Origin of the sequence: Microbacterium sp. Clip185 (assembly GCF_028743715.1) — a bacterium.
In the GTDB taxonomy this organism is placed as follows: domain Bacteria; phylum Actinomycetota; class Actinomycetes; order Actinomycetales; family Microbacteriaceae; genus Microbacterium.
This window is the reverse complement of record NZ_CP117996.1, coordinates 2975933-2997878: the sequence shown is the minus strand read 5'-3', so window position 1 is coordinate 2997878 and position 21946 is coordinate 2975933. Positions and strand designations below refer to the sequence as shown.

Annotated in this window: 20 protein-coding genes and 1 tRNA gene; 9 read left to right on the top strand and 12 right to left on the bottom strand. The window is 70.4% G+C overall.

Annotated elements, in window-relative coordinates:
* Window position 1: 1 nt before the first annotated feature.
* From PQV94_RS14600 to add, 7 genes are read right to left on the bottom strand one after another with little or no spacing between them, the layout of a single operon-like run.
* Entirely contained in the window at window positions 2-916 is a 915-nt protein-coding gene (locus PQV94_RS14600; RefSeq protein ID WP_274286490.1) for an ABC transporter permease, read from the bottom strand.
* Window positions 913-2085 (bottom strand): ABC transporter permease, encoded by a 1173-nt coding sequence (locus PQV94_RS14595; RefSeq protein WP_274286489.1) that lies wholly within the window; start codon window positions 2083-2085, stop codon window positions 913-915. Before PQV94_RS14595 ends, PQV94_RS14600 begins: the two co-directional genes overlap by 4 nt.
* On the bottom strand, window positions 2082-3890 hold the full coding sequence (locus PQV94_RS14590; protein ID WP_274286488.1) for an adenine deaminase C-terminal domain-containing protein: 1809 nt from the start codon (window positions 3888-3890) through the stop codon (window positions 2082-2084). Before PQV94_RS14590 ends, PQV94_RS14595 begins: the two co-directional genes overlap by 4 nt.
* The gene (locus PQV94_RS14585) at window positions 3887-5416 is read right to left on the bottom strand and encodes an ABC transporter ATP-binding protein (RefSeq protein ID WP_274286487.1); all 1530 of its coding nucleotides are present in this window, start codon (window positions 5414-5416) and stop codon (window positions 3887-3889) included. Before PQV94_RS14585 ends, PQV94_RS14590 begins: the two co-directional genes overlap by 4 nt.
* On the bottom strand, window positions 5413-6426 hold the full coding sequence (locus PQV94_RS14580; RefSeq protein WP_274286486.1) for a BMP family lipoprotein: 1014 nt from the start codon (window positions 6424-6426) through the stop codon (window positions 5413-5415). Before PQV94_RS14580 ends, PQV94_RS14585 begins: the two co-directional genes overlap by 4 nt.
* Before the next feature lie 45 nt (window positions 6427-6471).
* Window positions 6472-7101, bottom strand: coding sequence for a hypothetical protein (locus tag PQV94_RS14575; protein WP_274286485.1), 630 nt, complete (start codon window positions 7099-7101; stop codon window positions 6472-6474).
* Complete coding sequence (gene add / locus PQV94_RS14570) at window positions 7098-8195, bottom strand: adenosine deaminase (RefSeq protein WP_274286484.1); 1098 nt, start codon at window positions 8193-8195, stop codon at window positions 7098-7100. The genes PQV94_RS14575 and add overlap by 4 nt, the downstream gene beginning before the upstream one ends.
* A gap of 184 nt (window positions 8196-8379) precedes the next feature.
* Between add and PQV94_RS14565 the strand changes: the two genes are divergently transcribed.
* The gene (locus tag PQV94_RS14565; RefSeq protein WP_274286483.1) at window positions 8380-8868 is read left to right on the top strand and encodes a nucleoside deaminase; all 489 of its coding nucleotides are present in this window, start codon (window positions 8380-8382) and stop codon (window positions 8866-8868) included.
* A gap of 7 nt (window positions 8869-8875) precedes the next feature.
* Here the strand turns inward: PQV94_RS14565 and PQV94_RS14560 are convergent, their stop codons facing one another.
* On the bottom strand, window positions 8876-9628 hold the full coding sequence (locus PQV94_RS14560; RefSeq protein ID WP_274286482.1) for a GntR family transcriptional regulator: 753 nt from the start codon (window positions 9626-9628) through the stop codon (window positions 8876-8878).
* Between the two features lie 37 nt (window positions 9629-9665).
* Window positions 9666-10136 carry a PCC domain-containing protein gene (locus tag PQV94_RS14555; protein WP_274286481.1) on the bottom strand — a complete coding sequence of 157 codons (471 nt, stop codon included), beginning with the start codon at window positions 10134-10136 and terminating at the stop codon, window positions 9666-9668.
* A 231-nt stretch (window positions 10137-10367) separates the two neighbouring features.
* Here PQV94_RS14555 and PQV94_RS14550 point away from each other — a divergent pair, with 231 nt between their 5' ends.
* Genes PQV94_RS14550 through PQV94_RS14530 form a run of 5 tightly spaced genes read left to right on the top strand, consistent with a single transcriptional unit; the run spans window position 10368 to window position 16634 of the window.
* On the top strand, window positions 10368-11561 hold the full coding sequence (locus PQV94_RS14550) for a metal-dependent hydrolase family protein (protein WP_274286480.1): 1194 nt from the start codon (window positions 10368-10370) through the stop codon (window positions 11559-11561).
* A 48-nt stretch (window positions 11562-11609) separates the two neighbouring features.
* A complete protein-coding gene (locus PQV94_RS14545) occupies window positions 11610-13223 on the top strand; it encodes an ABC transporter substrate-binding protein (RefSeq protein ID WP_274286479.1) in 1614 nt (537 codons plus the stop codon).
* Window positions 13223-14239, top strand: a complete 1017-nt coding sequence (locus tag PQV94_RS14540) for an ABC transporter permease (RefSeq protein WP_243231009.1) — start codon at window positions 13223-13225, stop codon at window positions 14237-14239. Before PQV94_RS14545 ends, PQV94_RS14540 begins: the two co-directional genes overlap by 1 nt.
* Window positions 14236-15033 (top strand): ABC transporter permease, encoded by a 798-nt coding sequence (locus tag PQV94_RS14535; protein WP_243231011.1) that lies wholly within the window; start codon window positions 14236-14238, stop codon window positions 15031-15033. The genes PQV94_RS14540 and PQV94_RS14535 overlap by 4 nt, the downstream gene beginning before the upstream one ends.
* Window positions 15030-16634: a dipeptide ABC transporter ATP-binding protein gene (locus PQV94_RS14530; RefSeq protein WP_274286478.1), complete on the top strand. Its 1605-nt coding sequence runs from the start codon at window positions 15030-15032 to the stop codon at window positions 16632-16634. The genes PQV94_RS14535 and PQV94_RS14530 overlap by 4 nt, the downstream gene beginning before the upstream one ends.
* A gap of 552 nt (window positions 16635-17186) precedes the next feature.
* Here the strand turns inward: PQV94_RS14530 and PQV94_RS14525 are convergent.
* Both PQV94_RS14525 and PQV94_RS14520 read right to left on the bottom strand, forming a co-directional pair.
* Window positions 17187-17930: a creatininase family protein gene (locus PQV94_RS14525; protein ID WP_274286477.1), complete on the bottom strand. Its 744-nt coding sequence runs from the start codon at window positions 17928-17930 to the stop codon at window positions 17187-17189.
* A 4-nt stretch (window positions 17931-17934) separates the two neighbouring features.
* Window positions 17935-18885 carry an L-lactate dehydrogenase gene (locus tag PQV94_RS14520; RefSeq protein WP_137418207.1) on the bottom strand — a complete coding sequence of 317 codons (951 nt, stop codon included), beginning with the start codon at window positions 18883-18885 and terminating at the stop codon, window positions 17935-17937.
* A gap of 199 nt (window positions 18886-19084) precedes the next feature.
* On the opposite strand from PQV94_RS14520, the gene PQV94_RS14515 reads away from it, so the two are divergent.
* The 3 genes from PQV94_RS14515 to PQV94_RS14505 all read left to right on the top strand — a co-directional run bounded on the left by PQV94_RS14515 (window position 19085) and on the right by PQV94_RS14505 (window position 21160).
* On the top strand, window positions 19085-19939 hold the full coding sequence (locus PQV94_RS14515; protein ID WP_274286476.1) for an LLM class F420-dependent oxidoreductase: 855 nt from the start codon (window positions 19085-19087) through the stop codon (window positions 19937-19939).
* A gap of 269 nt (window positions 19940-20208) precedes the next feature.
* Window positions 20209-20299: transfer RNA gene (locus PQV94_RS14510), tRNA-Ser, on the top strand.
* A 129-nt stretch (window positions 20300-20428) separates the two neighbouring features.
* Window positions 20429-21160, top strand: coding sequence for a DUF1361 domain-containing protein (locus PQV94_RS14505; protein ID WP_274286475.1), 732 nt, complete (start codon window positions 20429-20431; stop codon window positions 21158-21160).
* 45 nt (window positions 21161-21205) lie between these two features.
* Here PQV94_RS14505 and PQV94_RS14500 read toward each other — a convergent pair whose 3' ends face one another.
* Window positions 21206-21820 carry a hypothetical protein gene (locus tag PQV94_RS14500; RefSeq protein WP_274286474.1) on the bottom strand — a complete coding sequence of 205 codons (615 nt, stop codon included), beginning with the start codon at window positions 21818-21820 and terminating at the stop codon, window positions 21206-21208.
* Window positions 21821-21946 lie beyond the last annotated feature (126 nt).

The window sequence follows — 21946 nt, the reverse complement described above, 5'->3', positions numbered from 1 at the left end:
GTCAGGACAGGCGGAGACGGGACGCGTGACGGCGCAACTGGGCGCGGGAGGTGAGCACGAGCACGACGAGGGTCACAAGGTAGGGCAGTGCCGTGTAGAGCTCGCTGGGAAGCTGGATGCTGGTCGACTGTGACAGCAGCGAGAAGCTCTGCAGGAAGCCGAACAGCAGGGCGCCCAGCGCGATGCCGACGGGGTTCATCCGGCCCATGATCACGATCGCGAGCACGATGTAGCCCCGACCCGCTGTCATGTTGGGCGTGAACGAGCCGATGGCGCCGACGGCGATGACGGCGCCGGCGAGGCCCGCCGTCGCACCCCCGATGAGCAGCGCCCGCGCCCCGACGCTCCGCGGGCGCACGCCGCGTAGGGCCGCGGATGCGGGATCCGAGCCTGTAGCCCGCACCTGGAGGCCGAAGCGGGTGAAGCGCATGACCAGCCAGGCCGCGGCCAGCAGCACGAGCGTTGCGTACACGAGCGGGCTCTGCCCGAACAGCGCAGGTCCGATGAGCGGGATGTCGGTGAGCAGGCCGAGATCGATCGGGGAGATCGTCGGAACGCTGACATTCGTGCGGCCGGCAGGGATCCAGAGCTGGAACAGGTAGGTCGAGAGCCCCAGGCCCAGCATGGTGATCGCGAGGCCGACGACGATCTCGTTCGCCTTGAGCGTGTAGACGAGCACGTTCATCAGCAGCGCCAGAGCGATTCCGACGGCGGCGCCGGCGACGAGACCCAGCCAGGGTCCGAACGAGCTCCCGACGTAGATCGCCGTGAACGCGCCGAGGATCATCATGCCCTCGATGCCGAGGTTGAGTCGTCCCGCGCGTTCGACGAAGCCCTCGCCGATCCCCGCGATCACGAGCGGGGCGGCCAGCGCGATGGCACCGGCCAGGATCGATGCCCAGAGTGCGATGGTCATCGGGTGCCCTCCTCGGCGGCGATCTCGGCCTCGACGACCGGTTCGCCGGATGCGGCCGCCGCATCCGTGATCTCCTCGGCGGAGAACGCGCCGTCGTCCGGTGCCGGGGCGGGTCCCGGATGCGCGGGGGCGACCAGGCCCGGCCGCGACGCGGCGATCACCGCGACGCCCAGCAGCAGCACGCCCTTGATGACCTCCGCGATGGACGAAGGGATCGTTCCGGTCGCCGACTGCATCCCGACCGCGCCGACCGTGAGGGCCGAGAAGAAGACGGCGGCCAGGGCGATACCGGCGGGAAGAAGACCGCCGAGCAGAGCCACGGCGAGACCGGAGAACCCGACGCCGCCAGAGACCGAGCCCAGCAGCCGCTCGTTGACACCGGCGATCTGCAGCCATCCCACCACGCCGGCACCCGCGCCGGAGACGAGCATGGTGCCGTAGAGGGTGCGCTGCCTGGTCGCGCCCAGGCGCAGCGCGAGCGCGGGACGCTCGGCGAAGACCGCGACCCGGGTGGCCTGGCGCGAGCGGCGCCACCACTCGAACAGCACCACGGCCACCACGACGAGCAGGATGCCGACGTGCGCGCGGGTGCCGGGGATGAGGGCCGGAAGGGCCGCCGCCTCGGGCAGGCGCTCGCTCTGCGGTGTCGCCGTCGCCTCGCCGCTGGCGAGCCACGTGCGCAGCGTCCAGCCGAGGAAGCCTGTGGCGACGTAGTTCAGGAGCAGGGTCGAGAGGATCACGTTGACCCGCCAGCGCACCGCGAGCCAGGCCGGCACCAGAGCGAAGGCCGCTCCGCCGACGGCGCCGGCGATGAATCCGACCAGCGCGTAGAGGACGGCGGGGGCCGCATCCGCCGTCACGTCGCGCACCCACAGGATGGCGGCAGTCGCGAAGATCGCGCCCATCGTGACCTGGCCCTCGGCGCCGACCGAGAACACCCCTGCCCGGAGTGCGGGGATCAGCGTCAGCGCGACGATCGCCACGGGAGCCGCTCCCACGAGCAGCTCGCCCACACGGTACGGCGAGCTGGAGACGCCCTCCACCAGCCCGCGCAGGCCCGTGAGCGGGTCTGCGCCGGCGAAGAGGATGAGCGCGACCGCCACCAGCACGACCGCGGCGACCACCGCGCCGGTCAGTGCGGCGGACCGCATCCGCGAGGAACGGATCACGCGTGCTCCTCGGGGTCGTGACCGCAGGCGTCGACGGGGCCGGGCACGAGAACGTCGACGAACTGCTGCGTCGCCGCGTCGATCAGACCGAGTTCGGTCAGGCCGAGGTCGGGGACGACGTACAGCCCCACGAACGACAGGATGATATAGGGCGAGGCGATCGCGCAGCCCAGCTCGTGGGTCGCCGCGTGCCCGGCCGCGAGAGCCGCGGCGGTCTCCTCGAACGGGGCGTCGCTCATCATCCCGCCCACCGGAAGGGCCACACGGGCGAGGATCTCGCCATCGGCGACCGTCACGAACCCGCCGCCCATGCGTCCGAGCTCCGCGACCGCGAGGCGCATGTCGTCGTCGTCGGCACCCACGACCGCGATGTTCATGTTCGGGCAGTTCATCGTGATCGCGATCGCGCCGCGGCCCAGGCCGAAGCCTTTCACGAAGCCGTGCCCCGCGAGCGCCTCGCCGTGGTGACGGTCGACGACTGCGATCTTCAGCACATCCTGCGAGGGGTCACTGGCGACCTGACCGTCCACGACCGGGAGGGATGCGGTGAACTCCCGCTTGAAGTATCCGTTGTACATCTCCATCGCGCGCACGCGCACACGCGTCGTGCCCTCGGGGGCGGCGACGACCAGCAGGTCGGCCGGGAGCTCCTCCGGCAGATGTACGGTGTCGCGCGCCCAGCCGGGCAGCACGTCAGTGTTCTCGAAGAGCGCGACGCCGTCCCGGGCGACGAGGCGCCCTGCGACGACCACGGCCTCCGGCCGCACCTCGGCGAGGTCGCGGATGACCTGGAGGTCCGCGAGGCGGGAGGGGGCGAGCAGGCCCAGCACCTGGTCGAGCCGGTAGTAGTGCGCGGGCTGCGTGGTGGCCATGCGGTACGCGAGCTGCGGGTCGACGCCGAAACGGATCGCCTGGCGCACGTGGTGGTCGATGTGACCCTGCGTGTGCAGGTCGAGCGCGTGCTTGTCGTCGGCGCAGAAGCTCAGGTGGCGAAGCGCCGGCTCGATCGCCGCGAGATCGGCGAACAGGGGGACCGTGTTGTCGGCGAGCGACGAGCCCATCACGGTGATCATCGCGCCGAGGCGCGTGCGCTCCAGCACCTCGTCGACGGTCGAGGCGTTGTGGTCGTCGCTGATACCCGCCGCCAAGTAGCCCCAGAGCGACTCGTGCGTCTGCGCCGCCGTGTGGCCGGTGAGACGGCGACCAGCGACGAGCGCCTCGCGGAACCGACCGGTGGAGAGCTCGCCGTAGTCGAACGGATTGGACTCCCCGAGGGTGGCCGTGTTGTCGTCGTGCAGGCGGGCGCGGACGACCTCCTCCTCGATGACGGCGCCGCCGCGCTCCAGCGCGAAGGAGGTGGGGGTGGTCGGCGACACCTGCTGGAACACGTGCAGCGGCGTCGTCGTGGACAGTGCGAGGTCCATCCCCCGCGCACCCCAGACGTTCGCCGCGCCGTTCGGGTCGGTGAGCACGGTCGTCGTGCCGCGAGCGACCGAGAGGCGGGCGAGTTCGCCCGGCGTGAGGTTCGTGTACTCCACGTGCAGGTGGGTGTCGATGAAGCCCGGCACGACGTGGCATCCGCGCGCGTCGATCTCGGCGCCCGCGGTCGGCACGTGGTCCCACGGCGTCAGCGTCGCGATGTGCCGCCCCGCGATGAGGACGTCGCGCTCGAGCCACTCCTCGGTGCCCGGTGACTGCACGAGCCCGCCGCGCACGATCAGGTCGGGGGCCGTGTGCCCTGCCGCGACGGCGCGCAGGTGCACGAGCTCCTCGGTCGTCGGCAGCAGATCGGTGAAGTCGGTCATGAGGGCTCCTCTGCGGGGTCGAGTCCTGCCATCGCGGCGCCGATGCGGGCGGTCGTCGCCGCCTGCGCGGGCAGGTCGGCGACGATGCGTCCGTCGAAGACGACGACGATGCGGTCGGCGAGACCGCGGATCTCGTCGAGATCGTGCGAGGCGACGGCGACGGCCGCCCCCGCCTCTGCCGCCTGGACGAGGCGGTCGCGGATGGCCTGGGCCGCCCGCAGATCCAGCCCCTGGGTCGGCCCGTAGGCGAGCACGACGCGCGGCGCGCCCCCGGGCCAGCTGTGGTCGAGCTCGCGCGCCGCCAGAAGCTTCTGCTGGTTGCCGCCGGACAGACCTCCCGCGGCGAGGGTCGCGACGGCGGGGCGCACATCGAACGCGGTGAGGCGCTCGCCGGCCGAAGCGCGCGCCGCACCGCGGGTGCGGCGGTCGGTGCGCACGCCGCGGGCCGCCTCATAGAGCCCCAGCGTGTCGCCGAGCGAGAGCGAGGGAACGAGCGCGTCGCTGCGCTCCTCGGGGATCCACGCCACGCCCCCGCGCAGCAGCTCGACGGCGGAGGGCGCCGCGCGACCCGCGAACACGAGGGATCCGGATGCGGGTGCCCGCAGCCCCGCCAGCACGTCGATCAGCGTGTTCTGGCCGCTGCCGGCGACGCCCGCGATGCCGACGATCTCGCCGGCGCGGAGTTCGAGGGACACATCCGTCAGAGCCGCATCCGTGTCGGATGAGGCGTGGACGCCCTGCACGGCGAGCACCGTCTCGCCCGGGGCGCGGGGCGCGCGCACGGCGGGCTCTTCGAGGTCGCCGACCATGAGCCTGGCGACCTCGGCGGCGGAGAGGCCGCGCGCGGGACCGTGATGCACGCGGCGTCCGTGCGACAGGACGGTCACCTCGTCGGCGACCGCGCGCACCTCCTCGAGGCGGTGCGTGATGAGCACGATCGCCGTGCCCAGGGCGCAGAGCGTGCGCAGATGCTCGAACAGGCCGCCCACTTCGCGGGGGCCGAGGCTTGCGGTGGGTTCGTCCAGGATGAGGGTCGTCGCGCCCTCGGCGAGAGCGACGACGATCTCGCCGAGCTGGCGGTGCGCCTGGCTCAATCGTGCGGTGGGGATGTCGAGGTCGACGCTCACGCCGGCGCGCTCGAGGGTGTCGGCCAGTGCCGCGCGTGCGGCGCCGCGGCGGGCGATGCGCGTCGAACCCACGAGCAGCAGATTCTCCACCAGGCTCAGCTCGCCCACCAGGCTCAGCTGCTGGGGGACCATGTTGACCCCGCGCGCCTTGCCCGCTGCGCGGTCCCGGGGCGCATACGTGGTCCCGTCGAGTGCCATCGTGCCCGCATCCGCCGACTCGATGCCGGCGAGGATCTTGGCGAGCGTCGACTTGCCGGCGCCGTTCTCGCCGACGAGGGCGTGCACGGTGCCGGCGCGCACGGCGAAGTCGACGGCGTCCAGGGCGTGGACGGCGCCGAAGCTCTTGGAGACCGACCGGGCGACGAGCGCCCGGTCGGTCTCGGGGACGGGGGTGGTCATTGGGAGATGGTGACACTTCCGTCTTTGAGGCCCGCGATCAGCTCGTCGACCTTCGAGGCGACGTCGGCCGGCACGGCACCGTCGACGCTGTTGATCTCCTGGTAGGCGAGGCCGCCGTTCTCGAGCGTCGAGGTGACGCCCTTGCCGCCGAACTTCTTGTCCGCGACCTCTTCGACCCATGCTTTGACGATCGGGTACATGTCGAGATCGACCGTGGACACATTGGTCTTGAGCGCCTCGTCGCCGGCCGCGGGGGAGACGCCCACGGAGAGGACGCCCGCCTTGGATGCAGCCGCGCCGACGCCCGCGGCGATGCCGTCTCCGGTCGTGTAGACGAGCTTCGCACCCTGGCCGATCAGACCCGTGGTCGCGGATGCGGCAGCCTCGGCGTCGTCGAAGCTTCCGGCGTAGACGACCGGGAGCAGCTCGGCCGAGGGGTTTGCCGCGAGTGCGCCCTGCTGGAAGAAGGAGTCCGTCGCCTTCACGAAGTCCAGCTCGAGGCTCTCGACGCGTCCGATCGGTGAGGCCTGCGTGAGCCCCGCGATGTAGCCGGAGAGGTAACCCACCTCAGGTGTGCTGTAGGTCCAGGTCTCGACGTTGTCGGTGTACTTGTCGAGGATGTCGGCGCCCCCCGAGGCCGTGAAGTCGGTGTCGGGGAAGTCCTTGGCCACGGAGAAGATCGCGTCCCCGAGCTCGATGCCGTGACCGATGACCAGGTCGAAGCCCTGACTGGCGAAGTCGGCGACGACCGGCTCGCTGGTCGCGGGGTCGGCCATCTGCTCGCGCAGCTCGTAGGTGATGAGTCCCTCGTCCTGCAGCTTGGCGAGGGCGTCGGCGAGGGCCTGGTTGAAGGCGCCGTCGTTCGCGTTGCCGGGGGTGAGCGCGCCGACCCGGATCACGTGATCGGATGCGGCGGAGGACGATGTGGCATCGGCGGTACCGGAGCAACCGGCGAGTGCGAGCGCGGCCGTCGCGGCGACGGCCGCGGCGAGGAGGGGGCGAAGACGCATTGCGGTGTCCTTTCGGGTGGGTGTGGCGGGTTCGGGTGGTGCGGGTCAGGGGGTCGAGACGGTGAAGCCGGGGGCGAGGGTGGCTCCCACGAAGGCCGCGCTGTCGGGGGACCAGTGCGCCAGCACTGCGCCCGTGGCGCGGTCGAAGCAGGGATCGAGCCGCACGTCGGCGGCCGCCGCATCCGGGTGCAACGCGGCATCCGCCACGCAGACCACCGGCGTGCCGTGCAGGGTGCGGGCCGTCCCTGTCGCGGGCAGCCGCCCCTGCCGGTCGAGGGAGACGAGGGCGGCGGTCGCGAGGAAGCCGCGCAGTTGCGTGTCGTCGGTGCAGTCCGCCGCGCTCTTGGTGCAGCCCTGGGTCCAGGCGATGGTGCCGGCCGCATCCACCGAGACGGCGCTGAGCTGCGTACCGAGGGCGGTGTCGCCCTGACCGATGACCTCGATGCGCGCCTGGAACGCGTCGCCCTCTCGGCGCACCTCGATCCGTTCGGTGTACAGCGGTTCGGACTTCGTTCCGGTGACCTGCCAGTGCGCATCCCACCCGGCGACGAGCGAGGCGAGTTCGACGGTGTCGTCGGCGCGGATCAGGGCCGCGCCCGTCAGTGCCGTCGCCACGACGACCGCTCCTGCGCCGCACGCGGCGGCCAGGAGGGACAGGCGACGGCGACCGCTCATACCGGGGCGACCTCGCTCACGGCCGCGAGCTCGGCGTGCAGCCGGCTCTTCGTGTCGACGTCGGCGAACGACGCGTCGATGGAACGTGCAGCGAAGCCGACCAGATCGGCGTAGTCGAAGCCGAACTGGTCGGCCGCCACCGCCCAGTCCGCCTCGAGGGTCGTGCCCAGCGGTGCCGGGTCGTCCGTGTTCAGCGTGACCGAGACGCCGGCGGCGAGCAGCCGCGGGAGGGGGTGGGAATCCCAGTCGGGGTAGATGCCGAGCGTCAGGTTCGAGCGCGGGCACACGCCCAGGCTGATGCCGTCGGCGATGAGCCGGTCGATGAGGGTGGGATCCTCGATCGAGCGCACGCCGTGGTCGATGCGCTCGGCCTGCAGCAGCTCGACCGCATCCCACACGCCCTCCGGGCCGCTCGACTCGCCGGCGTGCACGGTGCGGTGCAGACCCGCGGATGCGGCCAGCGCGAACGCGGTCTGGAACTTCTCGCCCGTGCGGCCGGTGACCTTCTCGTCGCCGTCGACCGACAGGGCGATGACGCGTCGCGGACGCGCGGCGACGAGCTCGCCGACCAGGCGCTCGGCCTCGGCGGCGGACTGGTTGCGCAGGAGGGAGTAGGCCACGCCCACCTGGCACAGGCCGTCCTGCTCCGCCTCATCAAAGCCGGCACCGAACGCGTCGAGCAGGTCGAGCTCGCGGCCGCGCCACGCGTTCCAGTGCGTCGGGTTGACGATGACGTCGCTGTAGCGGATGCCCGACGCGCTCTGACGTACGGCGAACGCGTACGCCACACGGGCCGCCTGCGACGGGGTGCGTACCAGCCCGCACTGCCAGTCCAGGAACCGGAGGAAGCCGCTGAGCCCGGCGGAGCCCGCTCCTGCACCGCCGCCGGTGGTCACCTCGGGGGCGGCGAAGGCGTCATGCGTGGAGATGTCGAAGAGTGTCGCGGCGGGACCGGGCAACGCGACCTCGTTCTCCTTCGCGAGCGTGAGCATGTCGAGCAGGGAGAAGGTGCCCTCGAGGTGCACGTGCACCTCTGCCTTGGGGAGCGCCCGGATCACCGTCTCGTCGATGCGCGCGACGTGGTTCTGCGACATGGGTCCCTTTCGGATGCGGGTGTGAGGTACAGCGGCACGCTATCGGCTTCCCTCAACTTGTCGACAAGTGGAGGGAATCTCGTTCGCGACTTGTAACACCCGCGTAATGCTCACCCCGGATTTTGGCGGATCATCCCGCTACGGTGAAAGTCGGTTCGTAGCACTTGTTCACAAGGAGAGATTCGTGACGCACTCACTGACAGAGGCTGACCTCGCGCACCTGCGCCAGAGCATCCGGGTCGCCGAAGACGCGGTCGCGCACGGCACGCATCCGTTCGGTTCGATCGTCGTGAGCGCCGCGGGCGAGGTCGTGTCCTCGTGCGGCAACAACTCGCTGCCCCCCGAGGGTGACCCGACCCAGCACGCCGAGCTGCAGGCGGTCGCCGCGGCGTTCCGCGTGTTGGGGGCGGAAGGGATGAAGGGCTCCACGCTGTTCACGAGCGCCGAGCCGTGCGCGATGTGCTCCGGCGCCGCGTACTGGTGCGGCATCGACCGTGTGGTCTACGCGCTCAGCGAGCACCGCCTGCTCGAGCTCACGGGCGACCACCCTGAGAACCCGACGTTCTCCCTGCCCTGCCGCGAGGTGTTCGCCCGCGGTCAGCGCGAGATCGAGGTCGTCGGCCCGCTCCTGGAGGATGAGGCCGCGAAGGCGCACGTCGGCTTCTGGGTCTGACCTCCGCTCAGACGCCGCCCCAGGGCGGGCGGACGGTACGCACGAGCGAGTACGACACGATGTCGGGCGCGTGGTACTCGAAGCTGTGCATGAGTCGGCGCCCGCTCGCGCCGATCCCCACGATCTCGGAGGTCATGACGGGTGAGCCTTCCGCCCGCTCGAACAGCTCCGCGAGCTCGCCGTGGAGGGTCGTCACGCCGGGCGTCGACACCTCCCAGATCACGGGTTCGCCCCAGACCTTCGCCGCGGCGGTGAAGACGGACTCGTCGGGGTCGAAGCTGCGCTCCGCACCGTCGAGCGGAAGAAGATCGTCGGCGATCATCGCCACCGCCCCGTCGGCCCGCCAGCGCTTGCGCACGGCGAGCGCCGGCATCTCGGCCGCCAGCTCCATGAGCGCACCGACATCGGGGCCGAGGGTCGTCGTACCGCTGGAGAGCGTCTCGACCTCCGACTGGTAGCCGAGGCGGTCCAGCAGGTCGGTGTGCTCGAACTGCTCCTCCAGGCGTACGCTCAACCGCAGCGCGATCGGGTCGACGGTCGTCACCGATCCCTGGCGCCGCCGGACGATGCCCTGTGCCTCGAGGCTCGCCATCGCATTGCGCAGCTGCTGCCTTGTGCACTCGAGGCGCGCCGTCAGCTCCAGCTCGCCCGGCAGGGGGGTGCGACTGGCGGCGGCTTCGCGCACGAAGCGCAGCAGCCCGTGCAGGACGCGAAGGTGGGCGCGATCGCCGAGCGGGCGAGGCAGCGGCAGATACGTCACAGCGGGACCTTCCTGGTCGCGAGCACGGCTGAGAACATCATGGCGTAGTCGTGGCCTTGATCTGCAGGATCGGAAGTCCCGCGGATCCCGGATGCGGGCGCCGCTCCAGCACGGGGGAGAGGATCTCCTCCAGCACCACCTCGACGACGTAGTGCGTCTCGCCGGAGAGCAGATGTCCCGCGTAGGCGCGCGCGGCGTCGTCCTTCACCCCGACCGCCACGTGCACATGGACGACGAGGGCGCCGTCGGATGTGGTCGTGATCGTGCCCGAGCCGAGGCCCTCCGTGTAGGGGACGTCGACGGCGGTGGGCATGGGTGCTTCAGGATCGGCGGCGGGCGTCTCGGCCGCGATGAGGCGCACGGTGCGAAACGCTCCGCTGAAGGTCGAGATCGCAGCCTGGGCGATGCCGTGGTGTCGGCAGGCGTCGGCGAGTGAGGTGAGGATCTCGTCTCCGGGCTCGAGCACCACGACGACGCGGCGCCCGGTCTGGATCTCGGCGGTCTGCATGGAAGCTCCTGGCGTGCTTGTCGATAAGTGAGCGTTCCCACGGCGCGGGATCGGTTGCTCAGATCATCTCCGATGGCGATTTCCTGCGTATTGCTCGTGTTTCGCTTCGGTAAATATTCCGCCGAATGTCAACACTTGTCGATTTGTCGGCCATGTTCCTCGGTATCGTGACGATCGGTCAGCGTTGCCCACCCCGCCCCTTCTTGCCCTCCTCGCCCCCGGGAGTCCGCCGTGTCCACGTCTGCCACCACCCCCGTCCTCCACGTCTGGGACGGCGAACGAGAGGTGGGCGCGGCGCGTCTGTCCTGGCAGGACGGGCGCATCACCGCCGTCGAAAGCGCCGAGGGTGCGCCCGAGTACAGCGTCATCCCCGGGCTGATCGACACGCACGTGCACCTCGACGCATCTGCGACCCCCGGTGCCGACTGGCTCACGTGGCCGCTCATCACTCCAGCCGCAGAGCGGTCCCTTCACGTCGTCGCGCACGCTCGGCGCGCGGCCGCTGCCGGCGTCACGACCCTGCGGGACCTGTCGGGCAGCGAGGTGCAGTACGCCGCGGCGCGTGCACTGGAGGCGGGACTCGTCCCCGGTCCCCGTCTGCTCGTGCACGGTCCCGTCGGCATGACCGCCGGACACGGCGACCTGTTCACGCCGCCTCACTACCCGCACCGTCCCCCGGTGGCCGACTCGCCCGACGAGTGCCGCAAGCTCGTGCGTCAGTGGGCGCGCGCCGGAGCGGACGGCATCAAGATCTACACGAGCGGCGGCGTGCTCTCGATGGGCGACAAGGTGGGCTGGCGCAACCAGACGGATGCGGAGATCGCCGCCACCGTCGACGAGGCGCACGCGCTCGGCATGCTCGTCGCCGCCCACACGCACAGCGCGGAGGGCGTCGACATCGCTCTGCGGTTCGAGGTCGACTCGCTTGAGCACGGCACCGGGATCGAAGAGCGCCACTGGGAGACCCTGATCGAGCGCAACGTGCCGGTCGCCCCTACCCTGCTCATCAACGACGCGATCGCCGACCGCCGCATCCCGGTCAGCGACGAGGCGGCCGAGAAGGCGCGTGCCGTGGTGATCGAGCGCGACGCCAACTTCACGGGCGCGGCCGCGGCCGGTGTGCGCTTCGTGCTCGGCACGGACGCGAACGGCGTCATGGTGCGCTTCGGCGACCAGCTCGAGGAGCTCCGCCTCATGAAGACCGCCTTCTCGTGGAGCTCCGAGCGCGCACTCATCGCGGGCACCTCGGACGCCGCCGATGCGGTGCGTCTGACCGGCACGACGGGCCGGCTGAAGGCGGGCCTCGGCGCCGACTTCCTCGTCGTGCGCGGCAGGCCGTGGCAGGACATCGAGACGCTTCGTCCCGAGAACCTGGTGGCCGTCGTCGCCCGCGGCGAGCTCGTCGCCGGTGCTCTTCCCCTCTGACCTCCCCCTATGCACCACCCGACCCCTTCCCCGCATCAAGGAGATCCCGTGACCCACATCCGATCCGGCGGCGCCCGACGCGTCGCCCTCCCGCTGCTCGCGGGACTCGCCGTCGCGACCCTCGCCGGCTGTGCCGCCTCCGCCCCCGCCGCCGACTCGGCGACTCCCGCCGCCGATCTGCCGCAGAACATCGTCTTCGCGCTCAAGGAGGACCCGACCTGCCTCGACCCGCAGCAGTCGTCGGTGACCACCTCCCTCATCGTCGGCCGCCAGCTGACCGACTCACTGCTCGATCAGAACCCCGACACCGGCGAGATCGTGCCGTGGCTCGCGAGCGACTGGTCCGTCGCGGACGACCTCACCTCCTACAGCTTCACCCTGCGTGACGGCGTCACCTTCAGCGACGGCACCCCGCTCACCTCCGAGGCGGTCGCCGCGAACTTCGACGCGATCAAGGCGCTCGGTGCCTCCGCATCCCTCGCCAACGGCTACCTCGCCGGATACGCGGGAACCGACGTGAAGAGCGACACCGAGTTCACGGTGAACTTCTCCGCCCCCAACGTGCAGTTCCAGCAGGGCGCCACCACGATGTCGCTCGGCATCCTCTCGCCCGCCACGGTCGCCGAGACCGCGGAGGCGCGCTGCCAGGCCGTCGTCGGCACCGGCCCGTTCGTGCTCGACTCGTACGTGCCCAACGACGCCGTGAAGATCGTCAAGCGCGACGGCTACGACTGGGCGTCGACGCTGCGCGGTCACGAGGGCGAGGCCTACCTCGACTCGGTCACCTTCCCGATCATCACCGAGCCTTCGGTGCGCACCGGCGGTCTCGAGTCGGGTGAGTACGACGTCATCCAGGACGTTCCCTACGTCGACGAGGCGCGCTTCGCGGGCGACAAGTACCACCTGTACGCGAAGGCCAACCCGGGCGTTCCCAACTCTCTCGTCGTCAACACCTCGCGCGGCGTGCTCGCCGACGAGGCGGTGCGCCAGGCGGTCACCAAGGGCCTCGATCGCGACAAGATCAACGTCCTCGCCGGCTCGATGAGCGGCAAGGCGCCCACGAGCGTGCTGACCTCCTCGACCCCCGGCTACACCGATCTCGGCGACACCCTCGCCTTCGACGCGGATGCCGCCAAGAAGCTGCTCGAGGACGACGGGTGGACGCTCGGCTCCGACGGCATCTACGCGAAGGCCGGCCAGCCGCTCACCTTCACGGTCACGGCCTTCTACGCGCAGGACGTGCTCGAGGCGGCGCAGATCCAGCTGAAGGAGATCGGCATCGACATGCAGCTGAAGATGGTCTCCTCCGGTGACTTCTTCGGTGCGATCGCCTCCGGTGACTACGACGCCCTGGGTGCGGGTCTGACCCGCACCGACCCCGACGCGCTGCGCACCCTCCTGTCGACCGCATCCCCCGCACGCTGGGGCATCGTCGACGACGCGGAGCTCGAGGGTCTGCTGCAGAAGCAGGCGCAGACCGCCGACGTCGACGCCCGTCAGAAGCTCGTCGACGAGATCCAGCAGATCGTCGCCGAGCGCGCCTACGTGATCCCGACGCTGGAGACCGTGCAGCTGCACGGCTCGCGCGCCGGTGTCGAGGGCATCACCTTCGACTCGGCCTCGCGTCTGCACCTCTACGACGCCGCGGTGGTCTCGAACTGATGACCATCCCCGAGCAGCGCGTGGCCCCAGCGGGAGGGCGGGCACAGGCGATCGCCCGCTTCCTGATCCCGAAGATCGTGCAGTGCCTCTTCGTGATCTGGGCGACCTACACCGTCGCCTTCCTGCTGATCCACGCGCTGCCCGGGGACCCCGTCCTCGCCGCGCTCTCCCTGCGCGGCGGCGACGCCACCACGACCGACCCCGCCCAGCTCGCGGCGCTCCGTGAGCGCTACGGGCTGGACGGGCCGGTCTGGCAGCAGTACATCGTCAACTTCCTCGCCCTCTTCCGCGGCGACCTCGGCATCTCGATCGCCACCGGCCAGCCCGTCGTGGAGATGATCGGCCGGGCGTTCCCGAACACCGCCGCCGTGGCCGTGTTCGCCCTCGTGGTGGGCTTCGTCGCCGCCCTCGCGTTCACCGTCTGGGCCTACGTCGCCCGGCCGGCGTGGATGCGGGCGTTCGTCACCCAGATCCCGCCGCTCGGTATCGCCATCCCGGCGTTCCTCTCGGGCCTCGTGCTCATCAGTGTGTTCTCGTTCGGACTGGGGTGGTTCCCGGCATCCGGGACGAACGGCTTCGTGAGCGTCGTGCTGCCGGGCATCACCCTGGCGCTGCCGACCGGAGCCATCTTCTTCCAGGTCTTCTCGGCCGCCGTGTTCGACGCGGGCGCCAGTCCCTTCGTCTTCACGGCGAACGCGAAGGGCCTCGCGCAGCGCACGGTCGTGGTGCGGCACGTGCTGCGCAACGCCCTGCTGCCCTCGATCACGATCATCGGACTGCAGATCGGCTACCTCGCCGGCGGCACCGCGGTGGTGGAGACCGTGTTCTCCCGAGACGGCATCGGCCGCCTCACCGTCGACGCCGTGCTCGCCCGCGACGTGAACGTCGTGCTGGGCGTCGTCGTCGTCGTCGCGACCGTCTACGCCATCGTGACTCTCATCGTCGACGGCCTCTACGGCGTGATCGACCCGCGTACCCGAACGCGGCTCGTCGGACGAAAGGCGGGTGCGCGATGAGCATCCTGCGCAGACCCGGCCTTCTGCTCTCCCTCCTCCTGCTGCTTCTGACGCTCGTCGCGGTCGTCGCGCCGCAGCTGCTCGCCCCGTACGATCCGTACGACTCGGTGGGCACCGCCCGGCTCGAGCCGCCGAGTGCGGAGCACCTCTTCGGCACCGATCACCTCGCGCGTGACGTGTTCTCGCGCGTGATCTACGGCGCCCAGCTCTCGCTGTCCTCGGCCGTGCTCGCGGTCGTCGCCGGTGTGCTGATCGGCTCGATCGTCGGTCTCGTGTGCGGCTACGTCGGCGGACCGCTCGACTTCGTGGTCATGCGCTTCGTGGACGTGCTCATCGCCATCCCCGGCATCCTGCTCGCGCTGATCGTCGTCGCCTCGCTCGGCTTCGGTCCGCTCTCGATCGCGCTCGGTGTCGGACTCGGCACCGCGGGCTCCTTCGCCCGCGTGATGCGCTCCCAGGTGCTGCGGGTGCGCAGCGAGGAGTACGTCGAGGCCGCCCGCACGCTCGGTGCCCGAGGTCCCGCGATCCTCGTGCGTCACGTCATGCCGAACGCGGCGCGGCCCATTATCGCGATGGCGTCGCTCGAGCTCGCCCTCGCCATCCTGTCGGTGTCGGCGCTGAGCTTCCTCGGATTCGGCGCCCAGCCGCCGGCGCCCGAATGGGGCGCGCTCGTGTCGGCAGGGCGCGACTTCGTCGCCATCGCGCCCTGGCTGAGCCTGATGCCCGGCGCCGTCATCCTCGCGGTCGTCCTCTCCGTCAACCGCGTCGCCCGCTTCATCGGAGGTGACCGATGACCGCTCCTCTGCTGCGCGTCACCGATCTGCGCGTCGACTACGGCACAGGACGCCGTGCCCACAGCGCCCTGCGCGGCATCGACCTGGAGGTGAACCCCGGCGAGATCGTCGCCGTGGTCGGCGAGTCGGGGTCCGGCAAGAGCACGATCGCCCACGCCCTCGTGAAGCTCCTGCCCGTCGAGGCGCACGTGCGCGGCGGATCCATCGCGTTTGACGGCACCGAGATCACCACCGCATCGGCGTCGGCGCTGCGCCGCATCCGGGGCGGAAGGATCGGCTTCGTGCCGCAGGATCCCTCCCACAGCCTGAACCCCCTGATGCGCGTGGGCGAGCAGATCGCCGAGACGCTGCGCCGCCACCGCGGCCTGTCGCGGGCGGATGCGGCCCGTCGCGCCGTCGAGATCATCACCGAAGTGGGCGTTCCCGAGGCCCAGCTGCGCGCGGGGCAGTACCCGCACGAGCTGTCGGGCGGCCTTCGCCAGCGCATCCTCATCGGCATCGCGTGGGCGTGCGAGCCCGCGCTCGTGATCGCGGACGAGCCGACCAGTGCGCTGGATGCGACCGTGCAGCGCCACGTGCTCGATCGGATGCAGGCCCTCGCCGAGGCGCACGGCACAGCCGTGCTGCTGGTGACCCACGACCTGGCGGTCGCCGCCGACCGCGCCGATCGCATCGTCGTGGTCGAGAAGGGCGAGATCGTCGAGAGCGGCCCGGCGGAGCGCGTGCTGGCCGACCCCTCGCATCCGTACACGCAGCGCCTGGTCGCCGCCGCCCCCGGCCTCAACGCGCGTCGGCTCACCCCGTCGGCGAGCGTCGTCGACCGTGTCGTGCCCGACAGCGGAGCGCCGCTGTTGGAGGTCTCTGGCCTCGGCAAGAGCTACGGCGGCATCCGCGCGGTCGAAGCGGTGGACTTCTCGGTCGCGCGCGGCACGACCTTCTCGCTCGTCGGCGAGTCCGGCTCGGGCAAGAGCACCACGGCGCGCATGGTCGCCAGGATCATCCCGAGCGATGAGGGTGAGATCCGCTTCGACGGCGAGGACATCACCGACCTGCGCGGTTCGGCGCTGCGGGAGCTGCGCCGCCGCATCCAGGTGGTCTACCAGAACCCCTTCGGCTCGCTGGATCCGCGGATGAGCGTGGCGAAGCTGATCGCGGAGCCGTTGCAGGCGTTCGGTGTGCCCCGCGCCGAGCGCGGCTCGATCGTGCGCGACCTCCTCGGACAGGTGCGTCTGTCGACGGACCTGCTCACCCGGCGTCCCGCCCAGCTCTCGGGCGGACAGCGTCAGCGCGTCGCGATCGCCCGCGCGATCGCCCTGCGTCCGGAGCTCATCGTGCTCGACGAGCCGGTGTCTGCGCTCGACGTGTCGGTGCAGGAGCAGGTGCTGCAGCTGTTGGTCGACCTCCAGGCCGAGCACGGGCTGACCTACCTGTTCATCTCGCACGACCTCGGGGTGATCCGCCAGATCTCCGACCGCGTCGCCGTGATGCGCGGCGGCCGCATCCTGGAGCAGGCGACGGCCGAGCGGATCTTCGACGCCCCGGCCGACCCGTACACGCGCGAGCTGATCGGCGCGATTCCCGGCGCCGCCGCCGCGGACTGACCGGCCGCGCGTCGCGTACGGGTGGTGCGCGTGTTGTGCGCATGCGCGTTCTGTGGGGCGTGCGCGGGTGCGCAGCTTGCGGGGCGTGCGCGCGCGGCCTGCGGGCGTGCTGCCCTGCGTGTCTCACTTGTTCACGTCGAGAGGGCCCGCGTCGTGCACAACTGAGACACGGACATGACGGCCCGCCCTCGGTGTCTCAAACGTGCACGCCCGAGCACCCTGGAACGCGCATGAGTGAGACACGGGTGCCAGGCGGTGGTTCTCTGGCGGTGCGTGTCTCAAACGTGCACGCTCACGGGCTCGGGAACGTGCATAGGTGCGACACGGATGCGGGGCGGTGGCGTGTGGGGCGATGTGTGTCTCAGTTGTGCACGCTGAACCGCCCCGCAGCGTGCATAACTGAGACACGGATGTGACGGACCGCCCTCGGTGTCTTAAACGTGCACGCTCACGGGCTCGGGAACGTGCATAAGTGAGACACGGATGTGGGAGGGGGAGCGGACAGCGGAAGCTTCGGCGTCGGGCCCGAGGGAAGCCCGGGCCGCGGTTACCTCAGGCGGGGTCGAGGCCGGCGAGCACCCGACGGACGATGCGCTCGCTCTCCGCGGCCACGTGCGCGAGGATCCGCTCGCCTTTCTCGGCGGTCGCGGGGCGCGGGTCGCCGAACACCCCGGACTCCGACAGCGGCGCGAGCGGCATCTGCCGCAGCCCGAAGTCCGCGGGTAGCTGCGGGTAGGACGGCTCGTACCGATCCGGGTGCACGAGTGCGGGCGCGACGGCCAGCACCATCGACGTCTCGAGCTCGTCGGCGTGGCAGAGACCCGGAGCGGCCCACGGCGTCTCCTTCACCGCATCCCCGATCTCCACCAGCCCGGGATAATCGAGCACGACCACCGGCATCCGCTGACCGGTCGCGGCGGCGTGCTCCGCGGCCCGCTGCAGGGGGAGACGGTTGCCGTAATCGCCGTTGACGACCACGAGCAGCGCGTAGCCGGCGCGGTCGAGGGATGCGGCGATGTCGGTGCACAGGGCAGTCACCGTGTCAGCGCTGATCGAAACGGTGCCCGGCAGCGCGTCGTTGCTCCACGTGTTGCCGTAGGCGACGGGCGGCAGGAGCGCCGCATCCAGACTCTCCGCGAGGCGGCGGGCGACCGCATCCGCCTGCAGCGTGTCGGTCGACAGCGGCAGATGCGGACCGTGCTGCTCGAGCGCACCGAAGGGGAGCACCGCGATGCGCGTTCCGGATGCGAGGAAGTCGCCGACCTCGGTCCAGGTGGCGTTCGCCAGCTCGATCATGCGATCAGCGCAGGGATGCGGCGACGTCGCGCAGCGCGTCGGCCGAGCGGCGGAGCAGCCCCAGCTCGTTCGGGCTGAACGCGGTCTCGGGAATCGGGACGGCGCCCGAGGCGCTCACGATCGAGGGCACGGAGAGGGCGACGCCGTCGATGCCGTGGTAGCCGTGCAGCACCGTCGACACCGGCATGACCGCGTGCTCGTCCTGCAGGATCGCCTCCACGATGCGGGCGCTCGACAGGCCGATCGCATAGTTGGTCGCGCCCTTGCCCTGGATCACCTTGTAGGCGGCGTCGCGCACGTCGACCGCGATCTCGTCGAGCTCGTCGACCGTCACGCGGTCGTGCGTCGGGGTCTGCCAATCGAGGATCGGCACGGTGCCGATGGAGGCGCTGGACCACAGCGGGAACTCGGTGTCGCCGTGCTCGCCGATGATGTAGGCGTGCACGCTCGAGGGCGAGACGCCGGCGCGCTGGGCGAGCTTCCAGCGCAGACGCGAGGTGTCGAGCACCGTGCCGGAGGCGAAGATGCGCTCGACGGGCAGGCCGGTGGCCTCCTGAGCGAGCACGGTGAGAACGTCGCAGGGGTTCGTGACGATGACGTAGATCGCGTTGGGGGCGACCTCGAGCAGCTGCGGCATCATCGACTTGATGATGTTGGCGTTCGTGCCGGCGAGCTCGATGCGCGTCTGACCCGGACGCTGCTTCGCGCCGGCGGTGATGACGACGACGTGCGAGCCCTCGACGACCGAAAGGTCACTACCGCCGATGATGTCGCTCGTGCCGGTGAACTGCGTGCCGTGAGCGAGATCGAGCACCTCGGCCTCGGCCTTCTCCGTCGCGATGTCGTAGAGGGCGACGTGGCGTGCGGAGCCGCGGATGAGGGCGGCGTACGCGACGCTGGAGCCGACGCTGCCAGCGCCGACGACGGTGAGCTTCGAGTTCTCGATGGCAGACATGTCCCCAGTCTGGCAGGCGCCGGAGGTGCCGCGCGCGGTTATGTTCGCCCGGAGAATACCCGGCGCGTCGAGGTGGCGGCTGTGACGCGTTGTGATCGTGTTCCGATGAGTTCACCCGCATCCGCCCACGGGGTGCTGCCGCGGTCGTACCCTGATCGACGGAGGGCGGATGCGGCATCCGTCCGGACGGGACGGGCCCATGGAATTCGGTATCCACATCGCGGACTTCACCTGGAAGAGCGGGCCCGCTCAGCTCGGTCCCGCGCTCGCCGCACACGTGCGCAACGCGGAGGCTGCCGGCATCCAGCGCATCACCGTCATGGACCACTTCTGGCAGCTTCCCGGCATCGGGCCGGTCGAGCACGAGATGCTCGAGGCGTACGCCACCCTCGGCTTCATCGCCGCGCACACCGAGAAGGCGCTGCTGCACACCCTCGTCACGGGCGTGATCTACCGGCACCCGTCGCTGCTGGCCAAGCAGATCAGCACGCTCAACGTGCTCTCGGGCGGCCGGCTCGGGCTCGGCATCGGCGCCGCGTGGAACGAAGAGGAGTGCAAGGGCCTCGGTTTCCCGTTCCCGCCCGTCGCGCAGCGCTTCCGCGAGCTCGAGGAGACGATCCAGATCTGCCTCCAGATGTGGTCGGACTCCGAAGAGCCCTACGAGGGCGCGATCTGGCAGCTCGAGCGCACGCTCAACTCGCCCCAGAACGTGACCAAGCCGTACCTCATGATCGGCGGCGGGGGAGAGAAGAAGACCCTCAAGCTCGTCGCGCAGTACGCCGATGCCTGCAACCTCTCTGCGATGGCGGAGGTGCCGACCCACAAGCTCGACGTGCTGCGCGCGCACTGCGACACCGTCGGCCGCGACTACGACGAGATCGAGAAGACCGCGATGATCGCGATCAACCCGACCTCCACCCCGGAGGAGGTCGCGACCCGCGTCGACGCGCTGTCGGATGCGGGCTTCGCAGCGACCTACGTCTTCGCCGCCGGCATCGACGAGCCGGCCCGTGCGGTCGAGCTCATCGCGGGAGTTGCTGCCCTCGCCCGCTGAGCCGCTCGATCGCGAGGCGCCCGCCCCCGCATCCGTGTCTCACTCGTTCACGCGAGAGTCGCCCTGAGCGTGCATATGTGAGACACGCAGGGGTGGGGCGTCGGGTCCGGATCGTTCGGGCGGTGATGTTCGGCGTGCCCCCGCATGCGTGTCTCGGTTGTTCACGTTTGCGACGCCGTTTGCGTGCACAAGTGAGACGCAGAAACACGTGCGGGATGCGGAATCGGGCGGATTGGCGGCTCGGCCCGGCGTGACGTAAGCTGGTCGGCGGTGACGTGTCCGAGCGGCCGAAGGTGCAACTCTCGAAAAGTTGTGTAGGGTAACCCCCTACCGTGGGTTCAAATCCCACCGTCACCGCCATGAAAACCCCCGAGGAATCGGGGGTTTTCGCGTTCTCGAGTGTCAACATCCGCACGATCGGGAGCAGCGGCCCATAGGATCGCGCGATGCTCCAGAACAGACCCCGGATGTGGTGGAGGATCAGGAGCGATGAATGCGATCCTCACTGCCCTTGTGTGCGTGATCCTGCTCAATGCCTATGCGGCGCTGCTCATCCTGCTGCGCGCGAAGGTCTACGGCGTTCCCCTGTACCGGCCGATGCTCGTCAACATCGGGTTGTCGCTGGCGCCCGTGGCGCTGGCCTTCGTCGGGCTCATCGGGTTCCTTCTCGTGGCGCCCGCCGCGCTCAGTCTCGTGTCCATCTCGGCAACGCTGCCGGCCGCCGCGGTCTGGATCTACCTCGGTGTCGTCACACTGGTGTGGTTGGTGTTCTTTCCGAACTCGATCTACCTCATCACCGAGCTCAACTTCAGTCACCGCCGCGAGCACACCCCCGTTCCGCTCTGGTACGACATCGTGCACACCCTCACGCTCACCGGATCGGGGCTCGCCAACGCCGTGCTCAGCCTCGCGCTCATCCAGTTCGGCCTCATCGTCGTCATCGCTGATCCCGCAGCCGGGTCGGGGCCGCCCGGGTGGAGCTGGATCTTCGCTGCGGGCGCGATACTGCTCGGCTCCGTCGGCGTCTACCTCGGGCGCTACCTGCGACTGAACAGCTGGGACGTCCGTCACCCCGCGACCCTCATCCGCAAGCTGCGCGATCACTTCGCCGCCCGCGGCAAGGCTTTGGAAGGGGTGGCGTTCGTGGCCACCCACACCGTTCTGGTCGCGCTTCTTTACGTGCCGATCTTCGGCCTCGCCTACACCGCGATCCTGAGCTAGTCGTGGGCTCCGGTCCCATCGGCACAGACCTGCGTTGACGGTGGGTCAGCCGCCCGGACCGGACGGCTGGATGGGGGCGCCGTCGCCGTTCTCGGGTAGATCGCCGCGCTCCACGGGGGGCGGTGGCGTTCTCGGGGTGTCGGAGAACAACAGGTCGAGTTCTGACGGCGAGGGCACGTGCAGAGCCTTCGCGGCCGCGTCGATCTCGTCCGTCGTGGCTCCGGCCGATCCGACGATGAGCACCCACGCGCCGTCGCGCACGACGATGTCCTCGTGGGCGCCGTTGTGCTCGCGGTGCCAGGTCCCGTCCTGCTCGGTGCAGGTGACGGGAGTCTCTGTGTCGTCCCACATCGGCAGCGCCGCGCAGGTCTCGGCGGTCATGCCGCCTCTGTGTGTGCGCAGCGAGATCATCGCTCCCGACCCGTCGCGGGTCCAGGTCGCCGACATGCCATCCTCGTTCGAGACTCCGACCGACTGCGGAGCGAGGGTGTATCCCGCCACCTCGGTCGTGAAGACGAGATCGGCCGAGATGCCGACCGCACCGACCCGGTCGGCAATCGCGTCGGCGCTCGCCGGATTGCCGCCCGACGTGGCGCACCCGGCGGCGACGACGGTCACAAGGGCGAGCAGTGCGCCGAGGAGGGGGCGGGAGGCGCGCATGACGGCATCATGACGTAGATCACGCCAGCGGCCAAGCTCGTGACGCAGGGCAGCATCCGGCGCGAGGTCGGGAGCCGTTGGCGCTGCGCAGAACCGGATTTGACCTGGAGCGCGCTCCAGGTGGTT

Bases quoted from the DNA above. Each gene is read 5' to 3' on its own strand.
- PQV94_RS14540 (WP_243231009.1), top strand. From the start codon at position 13,223: ATGACCATCCCCGAGCAGCGCGTGGCCCCAGCGGGAGGGCGGGCACAG.
- PQV94_RS14530 (WP_274286478.1), top strand. From the start codon at position 15,030: ATGACCGCTCCTCTGCTGCGCGTCACCGATCTGCGCGTCGACTACGGC.
- PQV94_RS14515 (WP_274286476.1), top strand. From the start codon at position 19,085: ATGGAATTCGGTATCCACATCGCGGACTTCACCTGGAAGAGCGGGCCC.
- PQV94_RS14525 (WP_274286477.1), bottom strand. From the start codon at position 17,930: ATGATCGAGCTGGCGAACGCCACCTGGACCGAGGTCGGCGACTTCCTC.
- PQV94_RS14535 (WP_243231011.1), top strand. From the start codon at position 14,236: ATGAGCATCCTGCGCAGACCCGGCCTTCTGCTCTCCCTCCTCCTGCTG.
- PQV94_RS14600 (WP_274286490.1), bottom strand. From the start codon at position 916: ATGACCATCGCACTCTGGGCATCGATCCTGGCCGGTGCCATCGCGCTG.
- PQV94_RS14590 (WP_274286488.1), bottom strand. From the start codon at position 3,890: ATGACCGACTTCACCGATCTGCTGCCGACGACCGAGGAGCTCGTGCAC.
- PQV94_RS14580 (WP_274286486.1), bottom strand. From the start codon at position 6,426: ATGCGTCTTCGCCCCCTCCTCGCCGCGGCCGTCGCCGCGACGGCCGCG.
- PQV94_RS14520 (WP_137418207.1), bottom strand. From the start codon at position 18,885: ATGTCTGCCATCGAGAACTCGAAGCTCACCGTCGTCGGCGCTGGCAGC.
- PQV94_RS14555 (WP_274286481.1), bottom strand. From the start codon at position 10,136: ATGCAGACCGCCGAGATCCAGACCGGGCGCCGCGTCGTCGTGGTGCTC.
- PQV94_RS14575 (WP_274286485.1), bottom strand. From the start codon at position 7,101: ATGAGCGGTCGCCGTCGCCTGTCCCTCCTGGCCGCCGCGTGCGGCGCA.
- PQV94_RS14585 (WP_274286487.1), bottom strand. From the start codon at position 5,416: ATGACCACCCCCGTCCCCGAGACCGACCGGGCGCTCGTCGCCCGGTCG.
- PQV94_RS14500 (WP_274286474.1), bottom strand. From the start codon at position 21,820: ATGCGCGCCTCCCGCCCCCTCCTCGGCGCACTGCTCGCCCTTGTGACC.
- PQV94_RS14505 (WP_274286475.1), top strand. From the start codon at position 20,429: ATGAATGCGATCCTCACTGCCCTTGTGTGCGTGATCCTGCTCAATGCC.
- add (WP_274286484.1), bottom strand. From the start codon at position 8,195: ATGTCGCAGAACCACGTCGCGCGCATCGACGAGACGGTGATCCGGGCG.